The 19,709-nt window shown below is 72.3% G+C and carries 12 protein-coding genes and 2 pseudogenes; 2 read left to right on the plus strand and 12 right to left on the minus strand.

Translation table 11 applies throughout. The features are described 5' to 3' along the window. Positions 1-51: 51 nt before the first annotated feature. From ACFV9J_RS05975 to ACFV9J_RS05995, 5 genes and pseudogenes are all read right to left on the minus strand, one after another. The gene (locus ACFV9J_RS05975) at positions 52-2,370 is read right to left on the minus strand and encodes a GH92 family glycosyl hydrolase (RefSeq protein ID WP_385350454.1); all 2,319 of its coding nucleotides are present in this window, start codon (positions 2,368-2,370) and stop codon (positions 52-54) included. A 58-nt stretch (positions 2,371-2,428) separates the two neighbouring features. Next, positions 2,429-5,047, minus strand: coding sequence for a PA14 domain-containing protein (locus ACFV9J_RS05980; RefSeq protein WP_385350457.1), 2,619 nt, complete (start codon positions 5,045-5,047; stop codon positions 2,429-2,431). 188 nt (positions 5,048-5,235) lie between these two features. Next, positions 5,236-6,456: a glucose-1-phosphate adenylyltransferase gene (glgC, locus tag ACFV9J_RS05985; RefSeq protein ID WP_385350460.1), complete on the minus strand. Its 1,221-nt coding sequence runs from the start codon at positions 6,454-6,456 to the stop codon at positions 5,236-5,238. Between the two features lie 50 nt (positions 6,457-6,506). Next, positions 6,507-7,670: a glycogen synthase gene (glgA, locus tag ACFV9J_RS05990; RefSeq protein ID WP_385351313.1), complete on the minus strand. Its 1,164-nt coding sequence runs from the start codon at positions 7,668-7,670 to the stop codon at positions 6,507-6,509. Positions 7,671-8,090: 420 nt separating this feature from the next. Continuing rightward, positions 8,091-8,846: pseudogene (locus ACFV9J_RS05995) on the minus strand ((2Fe-2S)-binding protein); the annotation flags it as partial. Between the two features lie 227 nt (positions 8,847-9,073). On the opposite strand from ACFV9J_RS05995, the gene ACFV9J_RS06000 reads away from it, so the two are divergent. Continuing rightward, positions 9,074-10,369 (plus strand): DMT family transporter, encoded by a 1,296-nt coding sequence (locus tag ACFV9J_RS06000; protein ID WP_385350462.1) that lies wholly within the window; start codon positions 9,074-9,076, stop codon positions 10,367-10,369. Here the strand turns inward: ACFV9J_RS06000 and rpfD are convergent. Next, positions 10,359-11,666 carry a resuscitation-promoting factor protein RpfD gene (gene rpfD / locus ACFV9J_RS06005; protein ID WP_385350465.1) on the minus strand — a complete coding sequence of 436 codons (1,308 nt, stop codon included), beginning with the start codon at positions 11,664-11,666 and terminating at the stop codon, positions 10,359-10,361. The two genes, ACFV9J_RS06000 and rpfD, sit on opposite strands and share 11 nt — an antisense overlap. Positions 11,667-11,998: 332 nt before the next feature. Here rpfD and gndA point away from each other — a divergent pair, with 332 nt between their 5' ends. Further along, a complete protein-coding gene (gene gndA, locus ACFV9J_RS06010; protein WP_164277553.1) occupies positions 11,999-13,438 on the plus strand; it encodes an NADP-dependent phosphogluconate dehydrogenase in 1,440 nt (479 codons plus the stop codon). Between the two features lie 447 nt (positions 13,439-13,885). Here the strand turns inward: gndA and ACFV9J_RS06015 are convergent, their stop codons facing one another. The 6 genes and pseudogenes from ACFV9J_RS06015 to ACFV9J_RS06040 all read right to left on the minus strand — a co-directional run bounded on the left by ACFV9J_RS06015 (position 13,886) and on the right by ACFV9J_RS06040 (position 19,596). Continuing rightward, entirely contained in the window at positions 13,886-14,572 is a 687-nt protein-coding gene (locus ACFV9J_RS06015) for an aspartate/glutamate racemase family protein (RefSeq protein WP_385350467.1), read from the minus strand. Positions 14,573-14,607: 35 nt separating this feature from the next. Beyond that, on the minus strand, positions 14,608-14,952 hold the full coding sequence (locus ACFV9J_RS06020) for a GNAT family N-acetyltransferase (protein WP_385350470.1): 345 nt from the start codon (positions 14,950-14,952) through the stop codon (positions 14,608-14,610). 51 nt (positions 14,953-15,003) lie between these two features. Beyond that, positions 15,004-15,423 (minus strand): aspartate 1-decarboxylase, encoded by a 420-nt coding sequence (gene panD, locus ACFV9J_RS06025; RefSeq protein ID WP_385350473.1) that lies wholly within the window; start codon positions 15,421-15,423, stop codon positions 15,004-15,006. Positions 15,424-15,897: 474 nt separating this feature from the next. Further along, a pseudogene (locus tag ACFV9J_RS06030) lies at positions 15,898-16,619 on the minus strand (MerR family transcriptional regulator); the annotation flags it as partial. Positions 16,620-16,719: 100 nt separating this feature from the next. Then, entirely contained in the window at positions 16,720-18,834 is a 2,115-nt protein-coding gene (gene pabB, locus ACFV9J_RS06035; protein WP_385350476.1) for an aminodeoxychorismate synthase component I, read from the minus strand. Positions 18,835-18,894: 60 nt separating this feature from the next. Next, positions 18,895-19,596, minus strand: coding sequence for a methyltransferase domain-containing protein (locus tag ACFV9J_RS06040; protein WP_385350478.1), 702 nt, complete (start codon positions 19,594-19,596; stop codon positions 18,895-18,897). Positions 19,597-19,709 lie beyond the last annotated feature (113 nt).

Raw genomic sequence — 19,709 nt, forward strand, 5'->3', positions numbered from 1 at the left:
CGGCAGGGGCGGGACTGCTGTGACGCATGGGGCGCCTGTGCTCGCGTCGGCTCAGGTCAGCGGCGGCGGCACCGCCTCTGCCCCGGTACCCCACCCGGACGGCTGCGGGCCGACCGTGAACGCGAGCGACCGCACGGAGCGCAGGGCGTCCGTCGTCAGCCACGTCCGGGCGTAGGCCGAGCCGTCGGTGCGGGCCGACTGGACGTACCGGTCGGTGTCCGAGGTGCCGGGTGCGGTGATCGTCAGGGCGCCGCGCGGGTAGTAGCGGCGGTCGAGGGTGAGGTCGACGCGGTCGAAGACCGGGGTGGACAGGCCCCAGGTGTCGTAGCCCGGCTGGATCGGGAAGATCCCGATCGAGGACAGCACGTTCCACGCGGACATGGTCCCGAGGTCGTCGTTGCCGGTCATCCCGGTCGGCGTGTCCGTGAACAGGGTGAGCGCCGCGTGCACCACGTCGGTCGTCTTCCAGGGCTGCCCGGTCGACAGGTAGGTGTACGGGGCGATGAGGTCGGGTTCGTTCTGCGGGTTGTACTTGTCGGCGTTGTAGTAGTCGTACGGCCCGTTGACCCACACCTCGCGGGCGGTCTTCGCCGGGTCCGCGAGGAGCTGGTCGTAGGCGAAGAAGGAGTCGAGCCGCTCGTTCGCCGCCTCGGTCCTGCCGATGAGGTCGATCATGCCGGGCAGGTCCTGCGGCACCAGCCACTGGTACTGCCAGGAGGTGCCCTCGTGGAAGCCCTCGCTCTGCGCCGGGTCGGCCGGTCCGGTGAAGGCGCCCTCGGCGTCGCGGGCGCGGAAGAAGCCGGTCGAGGGGTCGAAGACGTTGCGGTAGCTCTGGGCGCGCTCGGCGTACCGCTTGGCGTCCGCGTCGTGGCCGAGATCGCGGGCCATGCGGGAGAGCATGGCGTCGGACAGGGCGTACTCCAGCGTCGCGGAGGCGCCGTGGTCGTAGTCGGAGTCGCCGGGCTTGGCGTGCGGGCGGCCCTTGACGTACGGCGCGAAGCCGTCGGCCAGGTACTCGCGGTTGGCCTCCCGGCCGACGGCCGGCGAGTCGGCGGGCGGGACGCCGTCGGCGTTCTTCCGCAACGCCCGGTAGGCCTTCTCCTCCCAGCCGTGCAGCAGGCCCTGCTGGTAGGCGTTGGTCAGGAACGGGGTCACCGGGTCGCCGGTCATGATGTTGGTCTCGACGGTGCCGTAGCCCCACTTGGGCAGCCAGCCGCTCTCCTCGTCGATCTTGATGACGGAGATCGCCATGTCCCGGGCCTCACGGGGCGCGAGCAGGGCGAGGAGCTGGGACTGGGTGCGGTAGGTGTCCCACAGGGACCAGTTCTGGTAGTACGTGAAGCCCTTGGCGCGGTGGATCTCCTGGTCCCAGCCGGTGTAGCGGCCGTCCACGTCGCTGCCGACGTTGGGCGCGAGGAAGGACCGGTACAGGGACGAGTAGAAGGTGCGGCGCAGGGTGTCGTCGCCGCCCCGGACCCGGACGTCGTCCAGCCGCTTCTCCCAGGTGCGGTCGGCGCCGCGGCGCACGGAGTCGAAGGAGTGCCCGCCCTCGGCGCGCAGGTTGCGCGCGGCGCCGCGCGCGTCCACGTAGGACAGCGCGGTGGTGGCCTCGACGGTACGGTCCTTCGTGGTGTCGAAGCGGACGTAGGCGCCGTCGCCGCCGGTCTTCGAGCCCGCGGTCACGGTGCCGTCGTCCCAGGTGCCGTAGGAGGCGAAGGGGCGGTCGAAGCGGGTGATCGTGTAGACGGTGTACGGCTTCGTGTCCTGGCAGAAGCCGCTGCCGGTGATCGCGGTGCGTACGGTGCGGCTGTCCAGGACCTCGACCTTGGTGGAGATGTTCTTGTGCAGCGACTGGCCGGCGTTGAGCAGGACGTTGGCCTTGTCGGTGGCCGGGAAGGTGTAGCGCTGCACCCCGGTGCGCTCGGTGGCGGTCAGCTCCGCGTCGACGCCGGAGTCGAGGCCGACGCGGTAGTAGCCGGGGCTCGCCTCCTCGTCGTCGTGGCTGAAGGAGGCGGCGTACTTCGCGTAGTCCGTCTCGGTGACGTTCCCGGTGGTCGGCAGCACCGGCAGGTCGCCGCCGAGGCCGCAGCCGACGCCCGAGAGGTGGACCAGGGAGAAGCCGCGGATGTGGGTGTCGGAGTGGTCGTAGCCGGTGTTGTGGCCGGTGTCCGGCGAGAACTGCACCATGCCGAAGGGCACGGCGGCGCCGGGATAGGTGTTGCCCTCGTTCTCCGTTCCGATGAACGGGTTCACGAGGTCGGTCAGGTTCTGGTCGGTCGTCGGGGCGGCCTGCGCCGCCGGGGCGGTGAGCAGCGCGGACGCTGCCACCACCCCGGCCACGCACAGCCGCAGACGCCGGGTGCCTCTCATGTGCGGTGACCTCCGGAAGGTCTGCTGTGTCGTGCGGTCGTTCCCTGGGTGAGGGTGATCAGGCGGTGCAGCCCGCCGGGGTGGGCCGGGACGCGTCGTGGATGAGTGCCTCCTGGGCGGCCCTGACCCGCTCGACGTCCGGCTTGAGCACCTTGCGGTCGTACGTCGTCAGGCCGTTCAGCTCGCCTTCGACGTCCGAGATCTGGGTGTAGACGGCGCCGTTGCTGCCCCGGCAGACCAGGGCGCGCACCTCGTCGAGCTTGGTGAGGTAGTCGTCCGTGTACGTCTGCGGGTCGACGTCGACGTACGACTGCTGCACGGACCAGGCGTGTCCGGGCACCGCGAGGCCGAGGCCGCCGTACTCGCCGGTGACCAGGGCGCGTTCGCCGTCCGGGGACGGTGGCAGGGCGGGGCTCGGGTAGCCGTGCTCGTCCATGATGTCGCCGGCGCCGCCGTCGGCCCCGAGGTTCAGGCCCGACTGGTTGTTGACGAGCCGGGTCGGGTCCCAGGCCTTGGCCTGCGCGGCGACGCGGCCGATGTCGTACTGGCCCCAGCCCTCGTTGAAGGTGACCCACATGATGATCGACGGGTGGCTGACGTGCTCGTCGATCATCTCCTTCATCTCGCGCTCGTACTCGGCTCGGGCGGCGGTGGACGGGTTCTTCCCGGCGGTCATCGCGGGCATGTCCTGCCACACCAGCAGGCCCAGTTTGTCGGCCCAGTAGAACCAGCGGTCGGGCTCGACCTTGATGTGCTTGCGCACCGAGTTGAAGCCGAGCTGCTTGTGCAGCTTGAGGTCGTAGGCGAGGGCCTCGTCGGTGGGCGCGGTGTGCAGGCCGTCCGGCCAGAAGCCCTGGTCGAGGGTGGCCATCAGGAACGTCGGCTTCCCGTTGAGCATGGTGCGCGGGACGCCGTTCACCTTCTCGACGGCGATGGAGCGCATCCCGAAGTAGCTCTCGACCCGGTCGTGTCCCACGGTGACCTTCAGGTCGTACAGGAACGGGTCGTCGGGCGACCACAGACGCGGGTCGCGGATCTTCAGGGTCAGCGGCTCACCGGTGCGGCCGCTGACCGTGGCGACCTTGCGGTGCCCGGCGTACGCCGTGGCCTTCACGCGTACGCCGTCGCGCACGCCCTTGGGCTCGACGGTGAGGGTGCTCGCCGCGCCGTCGACGTTGGGGGTGAGCTTGAGGGAGTCCACGTGGTCCCGGGCGACCGGCTCCATCCAGACGGTCTGCCAGATGCCGGAGCTGGGCGTGTACCAGATGCCGCTCGGGTCGAGGCGCTGCTTGCCGAGCGGCGGGTTCTCGCCGTTCGCCGCGTCGGTCGGGTCGTAGACGCCGACGATCAGTTCCTGGGTGCGGCCGGGCTTCAGCGCGTCGGTGACGTCGGCGCTGAACTTGTCGTAGCCGCCCTTGTGGTCGGCGACCTTGACACCGTTGACGTACACCTCGGACTGCCAGTCGACGGCGCCGAAGTTCAGCTTCAGCCGCTGGGCGGAGCCGATGCGCCAGTCGCGCGGCACGGTGAAGGTGCGGCGGTACCACATGCGGTCCTCGTGCCGCTGGATGCCGGAGAGCTGCGACTCCACCGGGTACGGGACGAGGATGCGCTCCTTCAGGTTCTTGCCGACCGGCGGCTGCTCGCCCGCCTCGGCGGCGGCGAACTGCCAGCGGCCGTTGAGGTTCTGCCAGTCGTCGCGGGTCAGCTGCGGGCGCGGGTACTCCGGGAGGGCGTTGTCCGGCCCGACCTCGTCGGCCCAGTCGGTGCGCAGCTCGTAGGTGGACTCGTTGCCGCCGCTGCTCCAGAAGGCGTTGACAACGTTGCCTTCGGTGTCGGTGAGGCCGCCTTGGCCGTCGTAGCGGACATCGGCGGTGCCGGGGGCGTCGCCGTCCTTGTTGCCGACGACGGGCTGGTCGAGGGCGACGAGCAGGGCACTCGGGTCGGCGGGGTCCAGCTTGGTCTCGCCGAGCGGCCAGGTGGCGCCGCCGATCACCGCTTCGAGGTGGTCGGTGAGACCGGCCGGGGGCGCGGCGAGGGGGCTCGCGAAGTCGAGCTTGAGGGTGCGGCCGGTGGACTGGACGGTGGTCGCCGTCGCGCCGTTGTAGTCGAAGCCGTCGGGCAGGCGGAACGCCGACTGCGGAACGGCCTCCTTGCTGCCGCCCGGCTCGGTCCAGCGCAGGTGGAGGTTGGAGCCGCCGTAGTGCTCGAAGTACTCCAGCTTGATGTCGTAGGACTGGCCGGCCGTCAGCTCGATGGGCTGGGCGGTCTGTTCGCGGTCCCAGTCGTCGACCCAGTGGTCGATGGCGAGCTGCCCGCCGATCCAGAGGCGGAAGCCGTTGTCGCCGGTGATCGAGAAGGTGTGGGCGCCGGTCTCCTCCGGAACGAGCTTGCCGGTCCAGCGGACGCTCACGTCGTCCGACTGCCCGGTGGCGAAGGCGAGTCGGGGCTCAAGGGTGTTGAAGTCGACCTGCTGGTCGAAGCCGGTGGCCTTCAGCTCGTGGAAGTCGAAGGCGCCGGGGGCGGACTGCGTGTAGTACTCGCCCTTCAGGCCGTGGATCTCCGCGGCGTCGTCGGCGTCGGCCGCGTTGGCGGCCGGTACGGCGGCGAGTCCCGCGACGCCGAGCGCGGCGGCCAGCAACAGGGCGAGTTTGTCTCTGAGTCGTTTGGTGCGCACTGACCCTCTCCTCGAGAACGGGTGGTGGCTGATGGCTCAGGACATCGATGTCATACATCGATGTAACGGCAGCGGTGCAGAGGCATGACAACACGGATTCCGCTTGACGTCCAGGGACATGACAACGGCCCCGTGCTCAACGCGCGTATCGGGCCTCCGGGGCCGTCGTCCGTCCGGTCCCGTGTGCGTCAGGGCACCCGCTGTCCCTTGCCCAGCGCGATCACGCCGCCCTTGGAGACGGTGTACAACTCCCCGTCCCGCTGCGGGTTGACGCCGATCGTCGCGCCCGGCGGCACCTGCACGTTCTTGTCGAGGACCGCCCCGCGCACCACCGCGCCCCGGCCGATGTGCACGTTGTCGTGCAGCACCGAGCCCTGCACGACCGCGCCCGGGTCGACCACCACCCCCGGGGAGAGCACGGACCGGGTGACCTGCCCGCGGATCAGGCAGCCCGCGCTGATGATCGACTCGCCGGCGATGCCACCGCCGTTGAAGCGGGCCGGCGAGAGCTGGGTGGAGTGGGTGTAGACCGGCCAGTCCCGGTTGTAGAGGTTGAACGCGGGCCGCTCGGCGATCAGGTCCATGTGGGCGTCGTAGTAGGCGTCCAGCGTGCCCACGTCCCGCCAGTACCCCTGGTCGCGGGTGGTCTCCCCCGGGACGTGGTTGGCGCTGAAGTCGTACAGCGCGGCCTCGCCCCGGTCGGTGAGCCGGGGCAGGATCGAACCGCCCATGTCGTGCACGGAGTTCTCGTCCTCGGCGTCCCGGTGCAGGGCCTCGACGAGGGCCTTGGTGGTGAAGACGTAGTTGCCCATCGAGGCGAAGACGCAACCGGGGTCGTCGGCCAGGCCGGGAGGGTCGGCGGGCTTCTCCAGGAAACCGGTGACGGTCTGCCCGTCCGAGCCCGGCGTGATCACGCCGAAGGACGGCGACTCGGCGCGCGGTACCCGTATCCCGGCGACCGTGACACCCGCCCCGGACTCGATGTGCTGGGCGAGCATCTGGCGCGGGTCCATCCGGTACACGTGGTCGGCGCCGAACACCGCGACGTACTCGGGCTGTTCGTCGTGCACCAGGTTCAGGGACTGCAGGATCGCGTCTGCGCTGCCGAGGAACCAGCGCGGGCCGAGGCGCTGCTGGGCGGGGACCGGGGTGACGTAGTTGCCGAGCAGGCTGGACATCCGCCAGGTGGTGGTGATGTGCCGGTCCAGGGAGTGCGACTTGTACTGCGTGAGGACGCAGATCCGCAGGATGTCGCCGTTGACCAGGTTGGACAGCACGAAGTCGACCAGACGGTAGGTGCCGCCGAAGGTGACCGCGGGTTTGGCGCGGTCCGCGGTCAGGGGCATCAGGCGTTTGCCCTCTCCGCCCGCCAGCACGATGCCGAGCACCGAAGGACCTCCACGACGCATGGCCGCTCCCCTCACCCTCGTTCACCCTCGGCCGCCCCGGGCGGGGCGGCTCAAGCCCGCTTGAGGATCTCCTCGTAGAGCCGGACCGTGCGGCGCGCGACCGCGTCCCAGCCGAACTCCTCCACCGCGCGCTCCCGGCCCGCCTCGCCCATCCGCCGGGCGGCCGCCGGATCGCCGAGGACGGAGTCCAGGGCGCGCGCGAGTCCCGTCTCGAAGGCGTCGTCCGCACCGTCCTCCCTCGGGACGAGTACCCCCGTCACGCCGTCGGCCACCACCTCGGGGATGCCGCCCACCCGGGAGGCCACCACCGGGGTGCCGCAGGCCATCGCCTCCAGGTTGACGATGCCGAGGGGCTCGTAGACGGAGGGGCAGACGAAGACGGCGGCGTGCGTCAGGAGCTGGATCACTTCCGTGCGCGGCAGCATGCGCGGGATCCAGTGCACGCCCTCGCGGGCGCGGCTCAGCCCGGCGAAGAGGTCGCGGAACTCCTGGTCGATCCCGGGGGTGTCCGGGGCACCCGCGCACAGCACGACCTGCGCGGCGGGGTCGATGTCCCGGACCGCGCGCAGCAGATGGGGCACGCCTTTCTGACGGGTGATGCGGCCGACGAACAGGACGTACGGGCGGGAGCGGTCCAGGCCGACCCTGTCCAGCACGTCGGTGCCGTGGTCGGGCCGGTAGAGCCGGGTGTCGATGCCGTTGTGCACGACGTGGACCCGGGAGGCGTCGAGGTCCGGGTAGCAGCCGAGGACGTCCTCGCGCATGGCGCCGGAGACGGCGATCACCGCGTCGGCCGCCTCGAACGCGGTGCGCTCGGCCCAGCCGGACAGGGCGTAGCCCCCGCCGAGCTGCTCGGCCTTCCAGGGGCGCAGGGGCTCCAGGGAGTGGGCGGTCACCACGTGCGGGACGCCGTGCAGGAGCCCCGCGAGGTGGCCGCCGAGGTTGGCGTACCAGGTGTGGGAGTGCACCAGTTGGCGCCCTTCGAGGGCGGCGGTCATGGCGAGGTCCACGGAGAAGGTGCGCAGCGCGTCGTTGGCGCCGTCGAGCGCGGACCAGGGGCGGTGGCGCAGCACGCCGCCGGTGCGGCCCTCGCCCCAGCTGTGCACGTCCAGGTCGACGAGGCGGGCGAGCTCCCGGGCGAGGAACTCGACATGGACTCCGGCGCCGCCGTAGACGTCCGGCGGGAACTCTCGGGTCAGCAGTCCCACGCGCACCCGGAACCTCCCGTCTCGGCGGCTGGTTCCCTCATGGTCACCCAGAGCGGGCGCCTGGGGAAGAGCGCGGAGGACGCGGAGGGGGCGGTGGCCCTCAGGGCTCCGGGGGGCGCGGGAGGCTGCCCGGCTCGGGCGGGCACGGGGAACGGGCGGGCTCGGGCGGGCTCGGCGAACGCACGGGCTCGGGCAGGCTCGGGGAACGCACGGGCTCGGGCAGGCTCGGGGAACGGGCGGGCTCCGGCAGGCTCGGGGAACGCACGGGCTCCGGCAGGCTCGGGGAACGCACGGGCTCCGGCAGGCTCGGGGAACGCACGGGCTCCGGCAGGCTCGGGGAACTGGCGGAACCCGGCGGACTCGGGGAACTGGCGGAACCCGGCGGACTCGGGGAACTGGCGGAACCCGGCGGGCGCGGGGAACTGGGGCGGAACCCGGCGGGCTTGGGAAGCAGCAGTCGCCGCAGACGCCCCCGCCCGGCACCCGGTAGTACAGGCAGCAGCTGCGGCGTCGGAAGGACGTGCCGGTGAGCGTACCGGTGCCGGCGAGCAGGGGGTGGGCCAGCAGGCCGGCGGTGAGCGAGCGGGCGCGGGCGGCGGTGTCCGTACGGCCGTGTCTGCGGGCCCAGCGGTCCAGTTCCCGGCCGGCGCCGGCCAGGGCGGAGGCCGCGTTGCCGCGCAGCAGTCCCCTCGCGACGCCGTAGCGGGTGTGCACAGCCTCGGTGAGGGGGGCCAGGTGGGTGGTGAGGACGACGTCCGCGACGGTGGCGCCATCCCCCGGCCGGGCGCGCACCTCGGTGAGCCACAGGTCGTCGGGTGCGGTGGCCTCGGGGTCCCAGTGCAGCAGACGGGGGTCGAGATCCGGGACGTGTCCGTACAGGACGGCGCAGGCCAGGGTCACCGACCACAGCCGGGCCGCGAGCCCCTGCTGGGCCACGGAGGCGGCGACCCTGGCCTCGGGGGCACCGAGCGCGGTGGCGACCCTGCGGACCCGACGGCCCAGCGGGTCGGAACACTTGAGCGGAACCTGAACGTCCGCCGCCCCCTCTCCGTACTCGGGTGCGTAGACGTGTGCGAGGGGAGCGAGCGCGGCGGGCTGCCGTGACGGCGCGGTCCGCGAGACGCGCAGGACCGAGAAGCCGCCGAGCGGGCGGAGGGCGGCGAGGGCGGGGTCGAGGTCCACGGAGAGCAGTAGTATCAGGGCCCTTAGGGGACTGGGCCAGGGGTCGGGGCCGGAAGTCGCCCACCCTGGGGAGGACGGCGGCGCCGTCGTACTCCATCGGTAGTAGGACCCAAAGAATGCTCAGGGACGACGACGGGAAGACCCTGAGACGGCATCGTGTTGTCCATGGATGACGACCGTTCGCCGCGCCGGGCCCAGCGCCCCCGCCTCACGCAGAGGAGCAGCCGATGAGCGCCCTCGCGTTGTCCGTGCTGCTGTCGCTCGTCTCCGCCGTGGCCTACGCGGGCGGCGCGATCGTGCAGGAGCAGGTCGCGGCGTCGTCCCCGGGTGCCCAGTACGCTCCCTTGCGCCGGCCCGCCTGGTGGGCGGCGGTCTCGCTCAACGGCCTGGGCGGTCTGCTGCACGTGGTCGCCCTGGCGCTCGGTCCGCTGAGTCTGGTGCAGCCGCTGGGAGCGCTCACCATCGTCTTCGCGCTGCCCATGGCGGCGCTCTTCGTGGGCCGCAGGGCGGGTGCGACGGCCTGGCGGGGCGCGCTGATGGCCACGGTGGGTCTCGCCGGTCTGCTGTCCCTGGTCGGTGCCTCCGACGCGCAGTCGCTGGACACGGCGCAGCGGGTCGGGGCGGCGCTGGTCACCGGTGGTGCGATCGTCGCGCTGATGATCGCCGGCCGGGCCGCGCACCGGCACCCGGCGGTCCGCAGCATCGTGCTGGCGACCGCGTCCGGCATAGCGTTCGGAATGTCCTCGGTCTTCACCAAGACGGTCGCGGTCGACTGGAACGGCGGGGTGTCGGCCGGTGATCTGCCGTCGCTGGCCGTGATCGGCGTACTCGCCACGGCCGGCATGGTGCTCTCGCAGGCCTCCTACCGGGGCGCCGGTCTCGCCGCCCCACTGGCCACGCTGACGGTGGTGAACCCGGTGGTGGCCGCCGTCGTCGGCATCACGATGTTCGGCGAGACGTTCCGCTACGGCACGACCGGCACCGTGCTCGCCCTGAGCTGCGGTGTGGTGGCCGCCGGTGGACTGATCATGCTGACGACGGAGCGCATCGCGCGGGAGGGCGCCGGTACCGCCGAGTCCACGGCCCCGGCCGGGGAGCCGGTGGCCCTTGGGGAGGCCGGGGCGGCAGCGGCCGGGTCCGCGGCACCCGAGCCGGTGCGGGCGGCCGAGCTGGTGCAGGCCGCTGGGCCGGTGCAGGCCGCCGGGCCGGTGCAGGCCACCGGGCCGGTCGAGGGCGTCCCGGTCCGGGAGCCGGTGGCTCCGGCGACCGCGGTGGCGCCGACGAGTGCGGTGGCGCCCGGCTCGCCGGTGGCACCGGCACCGCAGGTGGCCCGGCTGTCCGACAAGGTCTTCGTGCCGTCACCGGTGGCACCGCCGGTCCGGGACGCCGCCCCCGCCGAGGAGGCGTACGAAGCCCGGACACCGGAGGAGAGCGACGACCCGACGTTCTTCTACGGCCCCTTCTACGGCGGCCCGTTCGTCCCGTCCGTGCTCGGCCCCCAACGGGTCCGGATCAGATCCTGACGCCGCCGGCCCGCAGGTACGCCACCGGGTCGACGTCCGAACCGAAGCCGGGCCCCGTCCGCACCTCGAAGTGCAGATGCGGGCCCGTGACATTGCCCGTGGAGCCGGAGCGGCCGAGCCGCTGACCGACGCCCACCGACTGCCCGCTCTTCACGGAGATCGCCGAGAGGTGCGCGTACTGGGAGTAGCGGCCGTCCCCGTGCCGGACCACCACCTGGTAGCCGTACGAACCGCCCCAGCCCGCGCTGACGACCCGGCCGGCCGCGACCGACTTGATCGAGGTGCCGGTGGGGACGGGGAAGTCGACGCCGGTGTGGTAGCCCTTGGACCAGGAGGAGCCCGCCTGGTGGTAGGGCGTACCGGTGGCGGCGTCGACGGGGGCCACGACGGCTCGGTGGGCGGTGGCCTTGCCGGCCGCCTTGGCCTTGCCGCTGTCGGCGGACGACTCCTTCGGCGCCTTCTTCTGGTCCTGTTGCTTCTGCTCCTGCCGCTTCTGTTCCTTCGGCTCTTGCTTCCGCTCGTGCTTCGGCTCTTGCTTCTGCTCTTTCCGCTGCTGCTTCTGCTGCTTCTGCCGCTGCTCGTCCTGTTGCGGCTGCTGCTTGTCCTGCCGTCTTCCCGCCTCGGCTCCGGGCGCCTTGGTGGCCCCCTGGCCGCGCAGCGACAGGCGCTGGCCGGGCAGGATCAGGTCGGGGTCGGAGCCGATCGCGCCGCGGTTGGCCTCGTACAGTCGCTGCCAGCCGCCGCGGACCTCATGGGTGTCGGCGATGCCGGAGAGGGTGTCGCCGGTGACCACCGTGTACATCCTGGCCTTGCCCGCGCGGGACTGCGGGGTGGTCTGCGGCTGGACGTCCTTCACCGAGTCCGACGCCTTCTGCGCCGGCGCCGCGGACCCGGCCGGCCGGATGTCGGGCGGGTCGCCGCCCCGGGTCAGTCCGGCCCGCTCCGAGCACACCGGCCAGGCGCCGGGCCCCTGCGTGTCCAGCACCTTCTCGGCGACGGCGATCTGCTGTCCCCTGGTGGCCAGGTCGGCCCGCGGGGCGTACCGCGTGCCGCCGAAGGCCTCCCAGGTGGACTGGGTGAACTGCAGCCCGCCGTAGTAGCCGTTGCCGGTGTTGATGTCCCAGTCGTCGGTGGACTCGCAGGCGGCGACCTTGTCCCAGGTCTCCACGTCGGCCGCGTGGGCCGTGCCGGTGCCGACGAGGGGGAGGGCCAGTCCCGCGCCCCCCGCGGTGACGGTCAGTGAGGCGCGGTTGATCCTGTTCGGCTGATACCGGCGGTGCCGGCCGCGTACGGCCATGGAGGTCCCCCTCGACATTGCGTCAGGAGGGGCAAAAGTAAGCGCCGCGAACAGGCCATGACAAGACGGGTACCGGCCGGTTGGTCACCCCGAGTGGCCGGGAAGGGGCGGCCGTTGGCCGGATGCGAGGTCGCCCCACTGAGGCACCCGGCCCCTTCCGCCCGTACTGAGGTTCCGGAGGAGAACGGAAAGCAGAAAGTGCGACGTGCGTCCCGGCACGTCAGCATGGCCGAGCGGCGAAACCGGCGATACTGGCGGGCACCGGCACCACCTACACAGGGCACCACCTACACAGGGCACCACGGACACCAAGGTCACTAGGAGCCAACCCAATGAGCACTACAGCGCAGATCGGCGTCACGGGTCTCGCGGTCATGGGCCGCAACCTCGCCCGCAACTTCGCCCGCAACGGCTACACGGTCGCGGTGCACAACCGGACCGCGTCGCGCACGCACGCGCTGGTGGAGGAGTTCGGGAGCGAGGGCGACTTCGTGGCGACCGAGACCGCCAAGGAGTTCGTGGCCGCGCTGGAGCGCCCGCGACGTCTGGTGATCATGGTGAAGGCCGGTGACCCGACCGACGCGGTGATCCGGGAGTTCGCCCCGCTCCTCGAGCCCGGGGACATGATCATCGACGGCGGCAACGCGCACTTCGCCGACACCCGGCGCCGGGAGCGCGAACTGCGCGAGCAGGGCATCCATTTCGTGGGCACCGGCATCTCGGGCGGCGAGGAGGGCGCGCTGCACGGGCCCAGCATCATGCCGGGCGGCTCGAAGGAGTCGTACGAATCTCTGGGCCCGATGCTGGAGAAGATCTCGGCGAAGGCCGCGGACGAGGCGCCCTGTGTGACGCACGTCGGTCCCGACGGCGCCGGACACTTCGTCAAGATGGTGCACAACGGCATCGAGTACGCCGACATGCAGTTGATCGGCGAGGCGTACCAACTGCTGCGCGACGTCGCCGGGTACTCCCCCGCGCAGATCGCGGAGATCTTCCGGACCTGGAACACCGGCCGCCTGGACTCGTACCTGATCGAGATCACGGCGGAGGTGCTGTCGCACGTGGACGGAGCGACGGGCAAGCCGTTCGTGGACGTGGTGGTCGACCAGGCGGAGCAGAAGGGCACCGGTCGCTGGACGGTGCAGATCGCGCTGGACCTGGGCGTGCCGGTGTCGGGCATCGCGGAGGCCGTCTTCGCGCGTTCCCTGTCCGGTCACGCGGCGCTGCGTGACGCCTCGCGCGGCCTGGCCGGCCCGAAGGCGTCCCCGCTCGGCGAGTCGGAGGCGGCCGCCTTCGCCGACCGCGTCGAGCAGGCGCTGTACGCCTCGAAGATCGTGTCGTACACGCAGGGCTTCCACGAGATCGCCGCGGGCAGCGAGGAGTACGACTGGGACATCGATCTCGGCGCGGTCTCCGCGATCTGGCGCGGTGGCTGCATCATCCGGGCGGCCTTCCTGGACCGCATCCGGGCCGCCTACGACGCCCGGCCGGACCTGCCTAGCCTGCTGTCGGACGAGACGTTCGCCCAGGAGATCGCCGCCGCGCAGGACGACTGGCGCGAGGTCCTGGTCGCCGCGACCCGGCAGGGCGTGCCGACGCCGGGCTTCGCCGCCGCCCTCGCCTACTACGACGCGCTGCGCGCCGAGCGGCTGCCCGCCGCGCTGACCCAGGGACAGCGGGACTTCTTCGGGGCGCACACGTACCGCAGGACGGACCGGGACGGCGCCTTCCACACCCTGTGGGGCGGTGACCGGTCGGAGGTCACCGCGTAACCCCTTTCCCGGTGCCCTCCCGGGCCGCGGCGCCCCTCGCTCAGGTGAGGGGCGGCCCCGACTCGGGGTTGGGCACGGGCTCGGGCCCCGGCGGGATCGGGGACGGCGCGGGCCCGGGAGGACCGGGCGGGTCGGGCGGTGGCTGCGGGCCGGGGCCGGGAGGCGGCGGGGTCGGCTGCGGGCCGGGGCCCGGAGGCTGGGGCGTGGGCTGCGGGCCGGGCCCCGGGGGCGGCGGCGGAGGGGTCGGCTCCGGACCGGGGGCCGGTGGTGAGGCCGGGTCCGGGTGCGGTTGCGGGGGCTCCGGGTCCGGACCGGGAGAGGGTCCTGGAGTGGGCCCGGGCGGGACGGGATCCGGATACGGGTTCGTCATGGCGCTGTCCTCCGGCCAGTCGGTCGACGTCGGCTCTGTGGACTTGTCCCCCGCCTACCCGACGGCCGCCTCCCCACTCACTCCCCGGTGGGAACCCCGGCGTCCGGGTGGCCCAGCGTGCTCGGCCGGTCCCTGCGTGCCGCCGCCGCCCCGGCGGCCAGTCCGGGCTCGGGACTGGCCAGCACGGGAACACGGGCCCTCGTCGTCTCCTTCGCGGGTGCCATGGACGCCTGGGCCAGGACGATCACGTCGGCGCCGGTCGCGGAGTCGGCCGCCTCGGTGACCCGGCGCAGGTAGCCCTCGCCGTCACCGGCCTCGAACCGCGGCCAGGCGCCCTCCACCAGCCGGGTCCGCACCTCCACAGGCCGGTCCGCGCGGCGCGCCTCCTCCGCGATGAGTGCCGCCGTCGGCGCGAGCGTGCTCTCCAGGGCGGCGAGGACGAGGACACGCGGACCGGCGGCCACCGCGGCGGCGGCCATGGGCCGGTCGACGCGCAGTACCGGCACGCCGGCCCCGGCGGCGGCCGCCTCGGCGACACCCCCGATGGTCGAGCAGGTGCACAGTACGGCGCGTGCCCCTTCGGCCACCGCCCGCCTCAGCACGGCGGCGACGGCGTCGGCCACCGCTTCGGGTCCTTCGCGCCGCGCCCGCTCCAGCAGCCCGGCGTCGACGTGATGGCGCAGTTCAAGGTCCGGATGGCCCGCGTCACGCAGCGCGTCGAAGACCGGAACGTGAACGGCCGAGGTGTGCAGGAGCGCCAGCACGCCGCCCCCTCCGCTTCTCTTCACCTCGTCCGGGATCAGAACAGCCCGGGATGCGCCACGAGCCACTCCTTGGCCGCACGCAGCAGCTCCGGGTCGGCGGCGGGCGCCTCGTCCGGATGCCGCTCGGCCCACTTCACGACGTACGGGCACAGCGGGGCGACGGTGACGCCCTCCCGTCGTGCGATCCCGTACAGCTCACGCGCCAGGGAACCGGCGATGCCCCGGCCCTCGTGGGCCGGTTCGACGATCGTGTGGACGGGGACGAGGGCCCTCGCGGGAGCCTCCAGGACGAAGTACTCGATGCGCCCGACGACCTCTCCGGCCGCGACCGCCTCCAGCCGTCCCGCGGCCCGGTCGTCACGGATCTCGATGTCACTCACGGCCACACGCTCCTCGTCCCCGCGGGGTCAGCAGGTCAGTACACCGGTACGTCAGGCCGACACGGCCTGAGGGCTGCGCTCCTGGTCCGAGCCCGGTACCGGCTCCGACGCGTCGGCGCCCAGGCCGACGATACGGTTGTCCCCGTCCACGTGCACGACCCGGGGCCGCAGCGACCGCGCCTCGGCGTCGGTGACCTGGGCGTAGCTGATGAGGATCACCAGGTCACCGGGGTGCACGAGGTGCGCCGCGGCCCCGTTGATCCCGATCACCCCCGACCCGCGCTCCCCCTCGATGACGTACGTCTCGAGCCGGGCCCCGTTGGTGATGTCCACGATGTGCACCAGCTCACCGGGCAGCAGATCGGCGGCGTCCAGCAACTCGGCGTCGATGGTCACCGAGCCGACGTAGTGCAGGTCGGCCTGGGTGACGGTGGCACGGTGGATCTTGGACTTGAACATGGTGCGCAGCATGTCGGACTCCTGGAAGACGGCTCCCCGCCAGCTTTCTGCTGGTCAGGGGCATCGTTCACTGTACACCGGCGCTCCTCGGACCCGAAGATCCCGGGGAACATCGACCCACTCGGGCAGGAAGGCTCGTCACCTGCGCTCAGGCGAAGAAGAAGGCTGTTTCGCCATCGCCGGCCAAGCGCCTGTCCCGGAGTGTGCGAAGACTCGTGCTGACCGGACGCTGACTCACCTGACGACGCGGCTGACCAAGCCGCGCTCGCCCCGCCACCACGAGCATGCCCGCACCGGCCCGTCACCCGCCGAAGCGGGACGCGTCCGCGGGGAATGTCCTGGCCTCGCGCACCGAGTCCCGCACCCGGCGGTTGAGCACCCGGTCGAGGTTGGTCTCCTCCGCGGCGGGCGCGCCGGCGCACAGATGTACACGGTGCCGTCGGACCGGAGGATGACGTCGCCCTGCCGTCGGCCCCGGATCCGCCGCATCTTGGTCACCGCTTCGAAGGCGCTCATCTGAGGGCTCTCCCCGCCGCTCGCCTCGGCGTCGTAGGTCTCGAAGAGACTCTCCTCGGCCACGTCGAGTCCGGCCGCTTCAATGGCCTGGAACAGGGCCTTGTGGTGGGCGCAGTGCTGGACGGCGAGTTCCTCGACCCGCGGGTCGTGGGGGTCGACGGTGTCGTCGAGGGCGGCGTCGGCCGCGTCGAGGCGGTCTGCCTCGGCCCGTAGGTCGGGGCGGGTCGCCAGGGTGATGAACACGCCGGCCTGAATCGCGGCGCCCAGCGGCCCGAAGATCCGTTCCGTGACCAGCAGGGCGTCCAGGTCGGAGGGGCGCAGAGCGCCAGAAGGCAGGTGGCCGAGGCGGTCCGTGACCAACGGGGAGAGCAGGCCCAGCGGGCTGCCCACGGCCCGCAGTCGCCGCACTGCCGCGCGCTGACCCTTGATGTCGGCCTCCTGGGCGGCGAGGGTCTCCTCCAGCCGGCCTAGGACGTCCTCGACGTCCCGGGCTTCGTCGAAGGCGGCCCGCATGTCGTCCAGCCTGATGCCGGCCTCGGACATCTTGCGGATCCACAGCAGGCGGATCATGTCGTCGTAGCCGTAGCGGCGGCGTCCGTCTCCGCCTCGCTCGGGCTCCGGCAGCAGACCGATCTGGTGGTAGTGGCGAACGGCACGCGGGGGGGGCCGGCGAACGCGGCGGCATCGCCGATCTTGCCGGCGCCCGCAGCGCGGTCGGTCTCACGTTGCGCGTCCGGACGGCCCGCGGCTCGGCCGAAGCCGCGGGCCCCGTCTCGCGGGTACGGATGCCGCTCAGGGCGTCGGCTCCAAGGTGCGGCCGGGAAACTCCTCTCGGGTCAGAGAGAGCAACGGGCGGGCCTTCACCGCGGTCTCCTCGAACTCGTCGGCCGCGTCGGAAAGGGCGATGACGGCGCCGCCGACTCCGTAGCGGACCCGGTCGGGGGAGGCCACGAGCGTACGGATGACGATGCTCAGGTCGGCCGCGCCGGAGAGGGAGAAGTAGCCGAGGGCGCCGGAGTACAGGCCGCGCGGGCCCTGTTCGAGGTCGTCGATGAGCTCCATGGTGCGCAGTTTCGGGGCGCCGGTCATGGAGCCGCCGGGGAAGGCGGCGCGCACGCAGTCGACCGCGCTCGCGTCCTCGCGCAGCCGGGCCCTGACGGTGCTGACCAGTTGGTGGACGGTGGTGTAGCTCTCGATCTGGAAGATCTCGTCGGCGGTGACCGTACCGGCGCGGGCGGTGCGGGCGAGATCGTTGCGGACGAGGTCCACGATCATGAGGTTCTCCGCACGGTCCTTCTCACTGCCGCGCAGGTCGGCGATGAGCGACCGGTCCTCGGCCTCGCTGGTGCCGCGCGGCCGGGTGCCCTTGATCGGCCGGGATTCGGCCACACCGTCCGCCGAGATCCTCAGGAAGCGCTCGGGAGACGTGCTCAGCACCGACAGGTCGGCGCCGAAGGAGAGCAGCGCGGCGAAGGGGGCGGGGCTGGTGCGGCGCAGTCGGCGGTAGGCCTGCCAGGGGTCGAGTGGGCCGGACGCCGTGATCATGTTGGTGAGGCAGACCTCGTACGTCTCGCCGGCGGCGATCTCCTCGTGGCAGCGGTCGATCAGGGCGAGGTACGCCTCCCGGTCGTGGCGCAGGGTGACATCGGTGAGGGGCGGGGAGAAGTCCGGGACGGGCGGCGGCAACGGAGGCTCGGTGGCGAGTCGTCGGAGGCGGGTGGCCGTGGTGTCGAGCCATCGGGTGGCGGCCGTCTCGTCGTCGTTCTCCGCGAGGGCCAGCAGGTGTGTGGTGCCCATGAGGTGGTCGATGACGATCGCCCGGTCGGCGAAGATCATGGCCGCGTCGGGATCCTCGGAGCGGTGGGCCCTGCGGCCGCCGCACTCCGCCTTGAGTTCGTAGCCGAGGGCACCTACCCAGCCAAGGGCGAAGTCGCCCGGGAGCGGAGGGAGTCGCGTGTTCAGGCTGCGCAGGTCGGCGTCGAGCCAGTCAAGGAAGGCGGCTCTCTCGGTGTGGCACCCGGTGGCGGAGGTGACGGTGACGGTGCCGTTCCAGACGTCGGCGGTCGCGACGCGCGCCAGGGGGCCGGAGGCGTCACCCATCATCGTGAACCGGCCCGTGGCGCCGTCCCGGCGGCTGCTGTCGAGCCAGAAGGCGTACGGGCTGGTCCGGAAGAGACGGTCGTAGACGGTTTCCGCGTCCCATCGGGTCGTCAACTGCTCGTTCAGTAACTTCAGTTGCCGCTTGGCGGTGACCGCTCGGTCCGGCTTCCGGGGCGCCGCGGCAGTGGCGGGGACGGCGGTCGGGCGTACGGGAAGGTTGCGGCGGGCGCGGTGTTCGCGGGCCAGGCGGGCGAAGTTGGCGAGGAGGTCGTGGCCGTGGTCGGTGCATATGGACTCCGGGTGGAACTGCACACCCCACAGCGGGCGGTGCCGGTGGCGCAGGCCCATCAGAATGCCGTCGGGGGTGTGGGCCGTGGCTTCCAGCTCGTCGGGCAGGTCGGTCACCGCCAGCGAGTGGTATCGCACCGCGGTGAAGGGGGCGGTGAGTCCGGCGAACAGGTCGGTGCCGTCGTGCAGGACGGGCGAGAGCCGGCCGTGGTGCGGGGCAGGGGCCCGGCCGACACGGGCGCCGTGCCAGAGCGCGATGGCCTGGTGGCCGAGGCAGACACCGAGCACCGGCAGTCCGCCCCGCTCGACGGCGTCCCGGCAGATGCCGACATCGCCGCCGCGGGCGGGGGTGCCGGGGCCGGGCGAGAGGATCACGCTGTCGTAGGCGTCGAGCAGGCTCGGGTGCCAGGTCGGGTCGTCGTTGCGGATCACCGTCGGTTCGGCGCCGGTGACCTGGGCGACGTAGTGGGCGAGGTTGAAGGTGAACGAGTCGTAGTTGTCGACGATGAGCGTGCGCACGTCTGCTGCTCCACAGGGTTCGGCACGGTGGTCAGGGGCGGCCGTACAAAGGGCTCGGTGTCAGATGAGTTCCAGGAGCGTGTACTCGACCCTGTCCGGGCCCTCCTGAACGGTCGTCGCCTCGACGGCCGTCAGCTCCCGGCCGTCCTCGGCGAGGCACCGGCGCAGGTACGACAGGTCGCCGCGGCTGGAGAAGTGCAGGAGCACCCGGCCGTTCTCGGTCAGCCGGAGGGGCGCTTCGCGCAGGTAGCGAAGGTGCGCCGCGTACCCGGGGTCCACGTAGGCCTGTTCGTGGACGTCCCGGTAACGGTATGCGGGCGGCGCCATGACGAAGTTGGAGTGCCAGTACACGGTGTCGAAGCGCTCGGCTGCGGGCAGCGCGGCGAACAGGTCGCTGTGGACGGCCCGCACCCGGCCCGAGACGCCGTGCCGTACGGCGTTCAGAGCGGTGTTGCGGACCGCGTTGCGGTTGATGTCGGTGGCGACGACGCGGTCGCAGCCGGTCAGCGCCGCGGAGACACCGATGACGCCGGTGCCGCAGCCGACTTCGAGGAACGCCCCCTGCGCCAGCGGCCGTCCGCCGGGGGTGAGGCCGAGGAGTTCCATGGCCACGCCGGTCGACGGGGAGAACGGAGGGGCGAAGACGTCGTCCAGCAGATCCCATTCACGGCCGTGCAGGGTGAACACGTCCGGCCGGTCGGTGCGTCGCCGCGCGGTCCTGCTGCGCGCCAGTGAACGCTCGTAACTGCGGACGCCCTCCAATGGGCACCTCCCCTGGTTCGAGGGGCCCCCGTGCCGCCCGGCCCCCGCCGCGTCATGTCGCCTGCCATCCTGCTGACGGTAATGACTTAGCAAAAGGTGGTCTCGTGACACTG

Origin of the sequence: Streptomyces sp. NPDC059906 (genome assembly GCF_042730645.1) — a bacterium.
In the GTDB taxonomy this organism is placed as follows: domain Bacteria; phylum Actinomycetota; class Actinomycetes; order Streptomycetales; family Streptomycetaceae; genus Streptomyces; species Streptomyces rubrogriseus.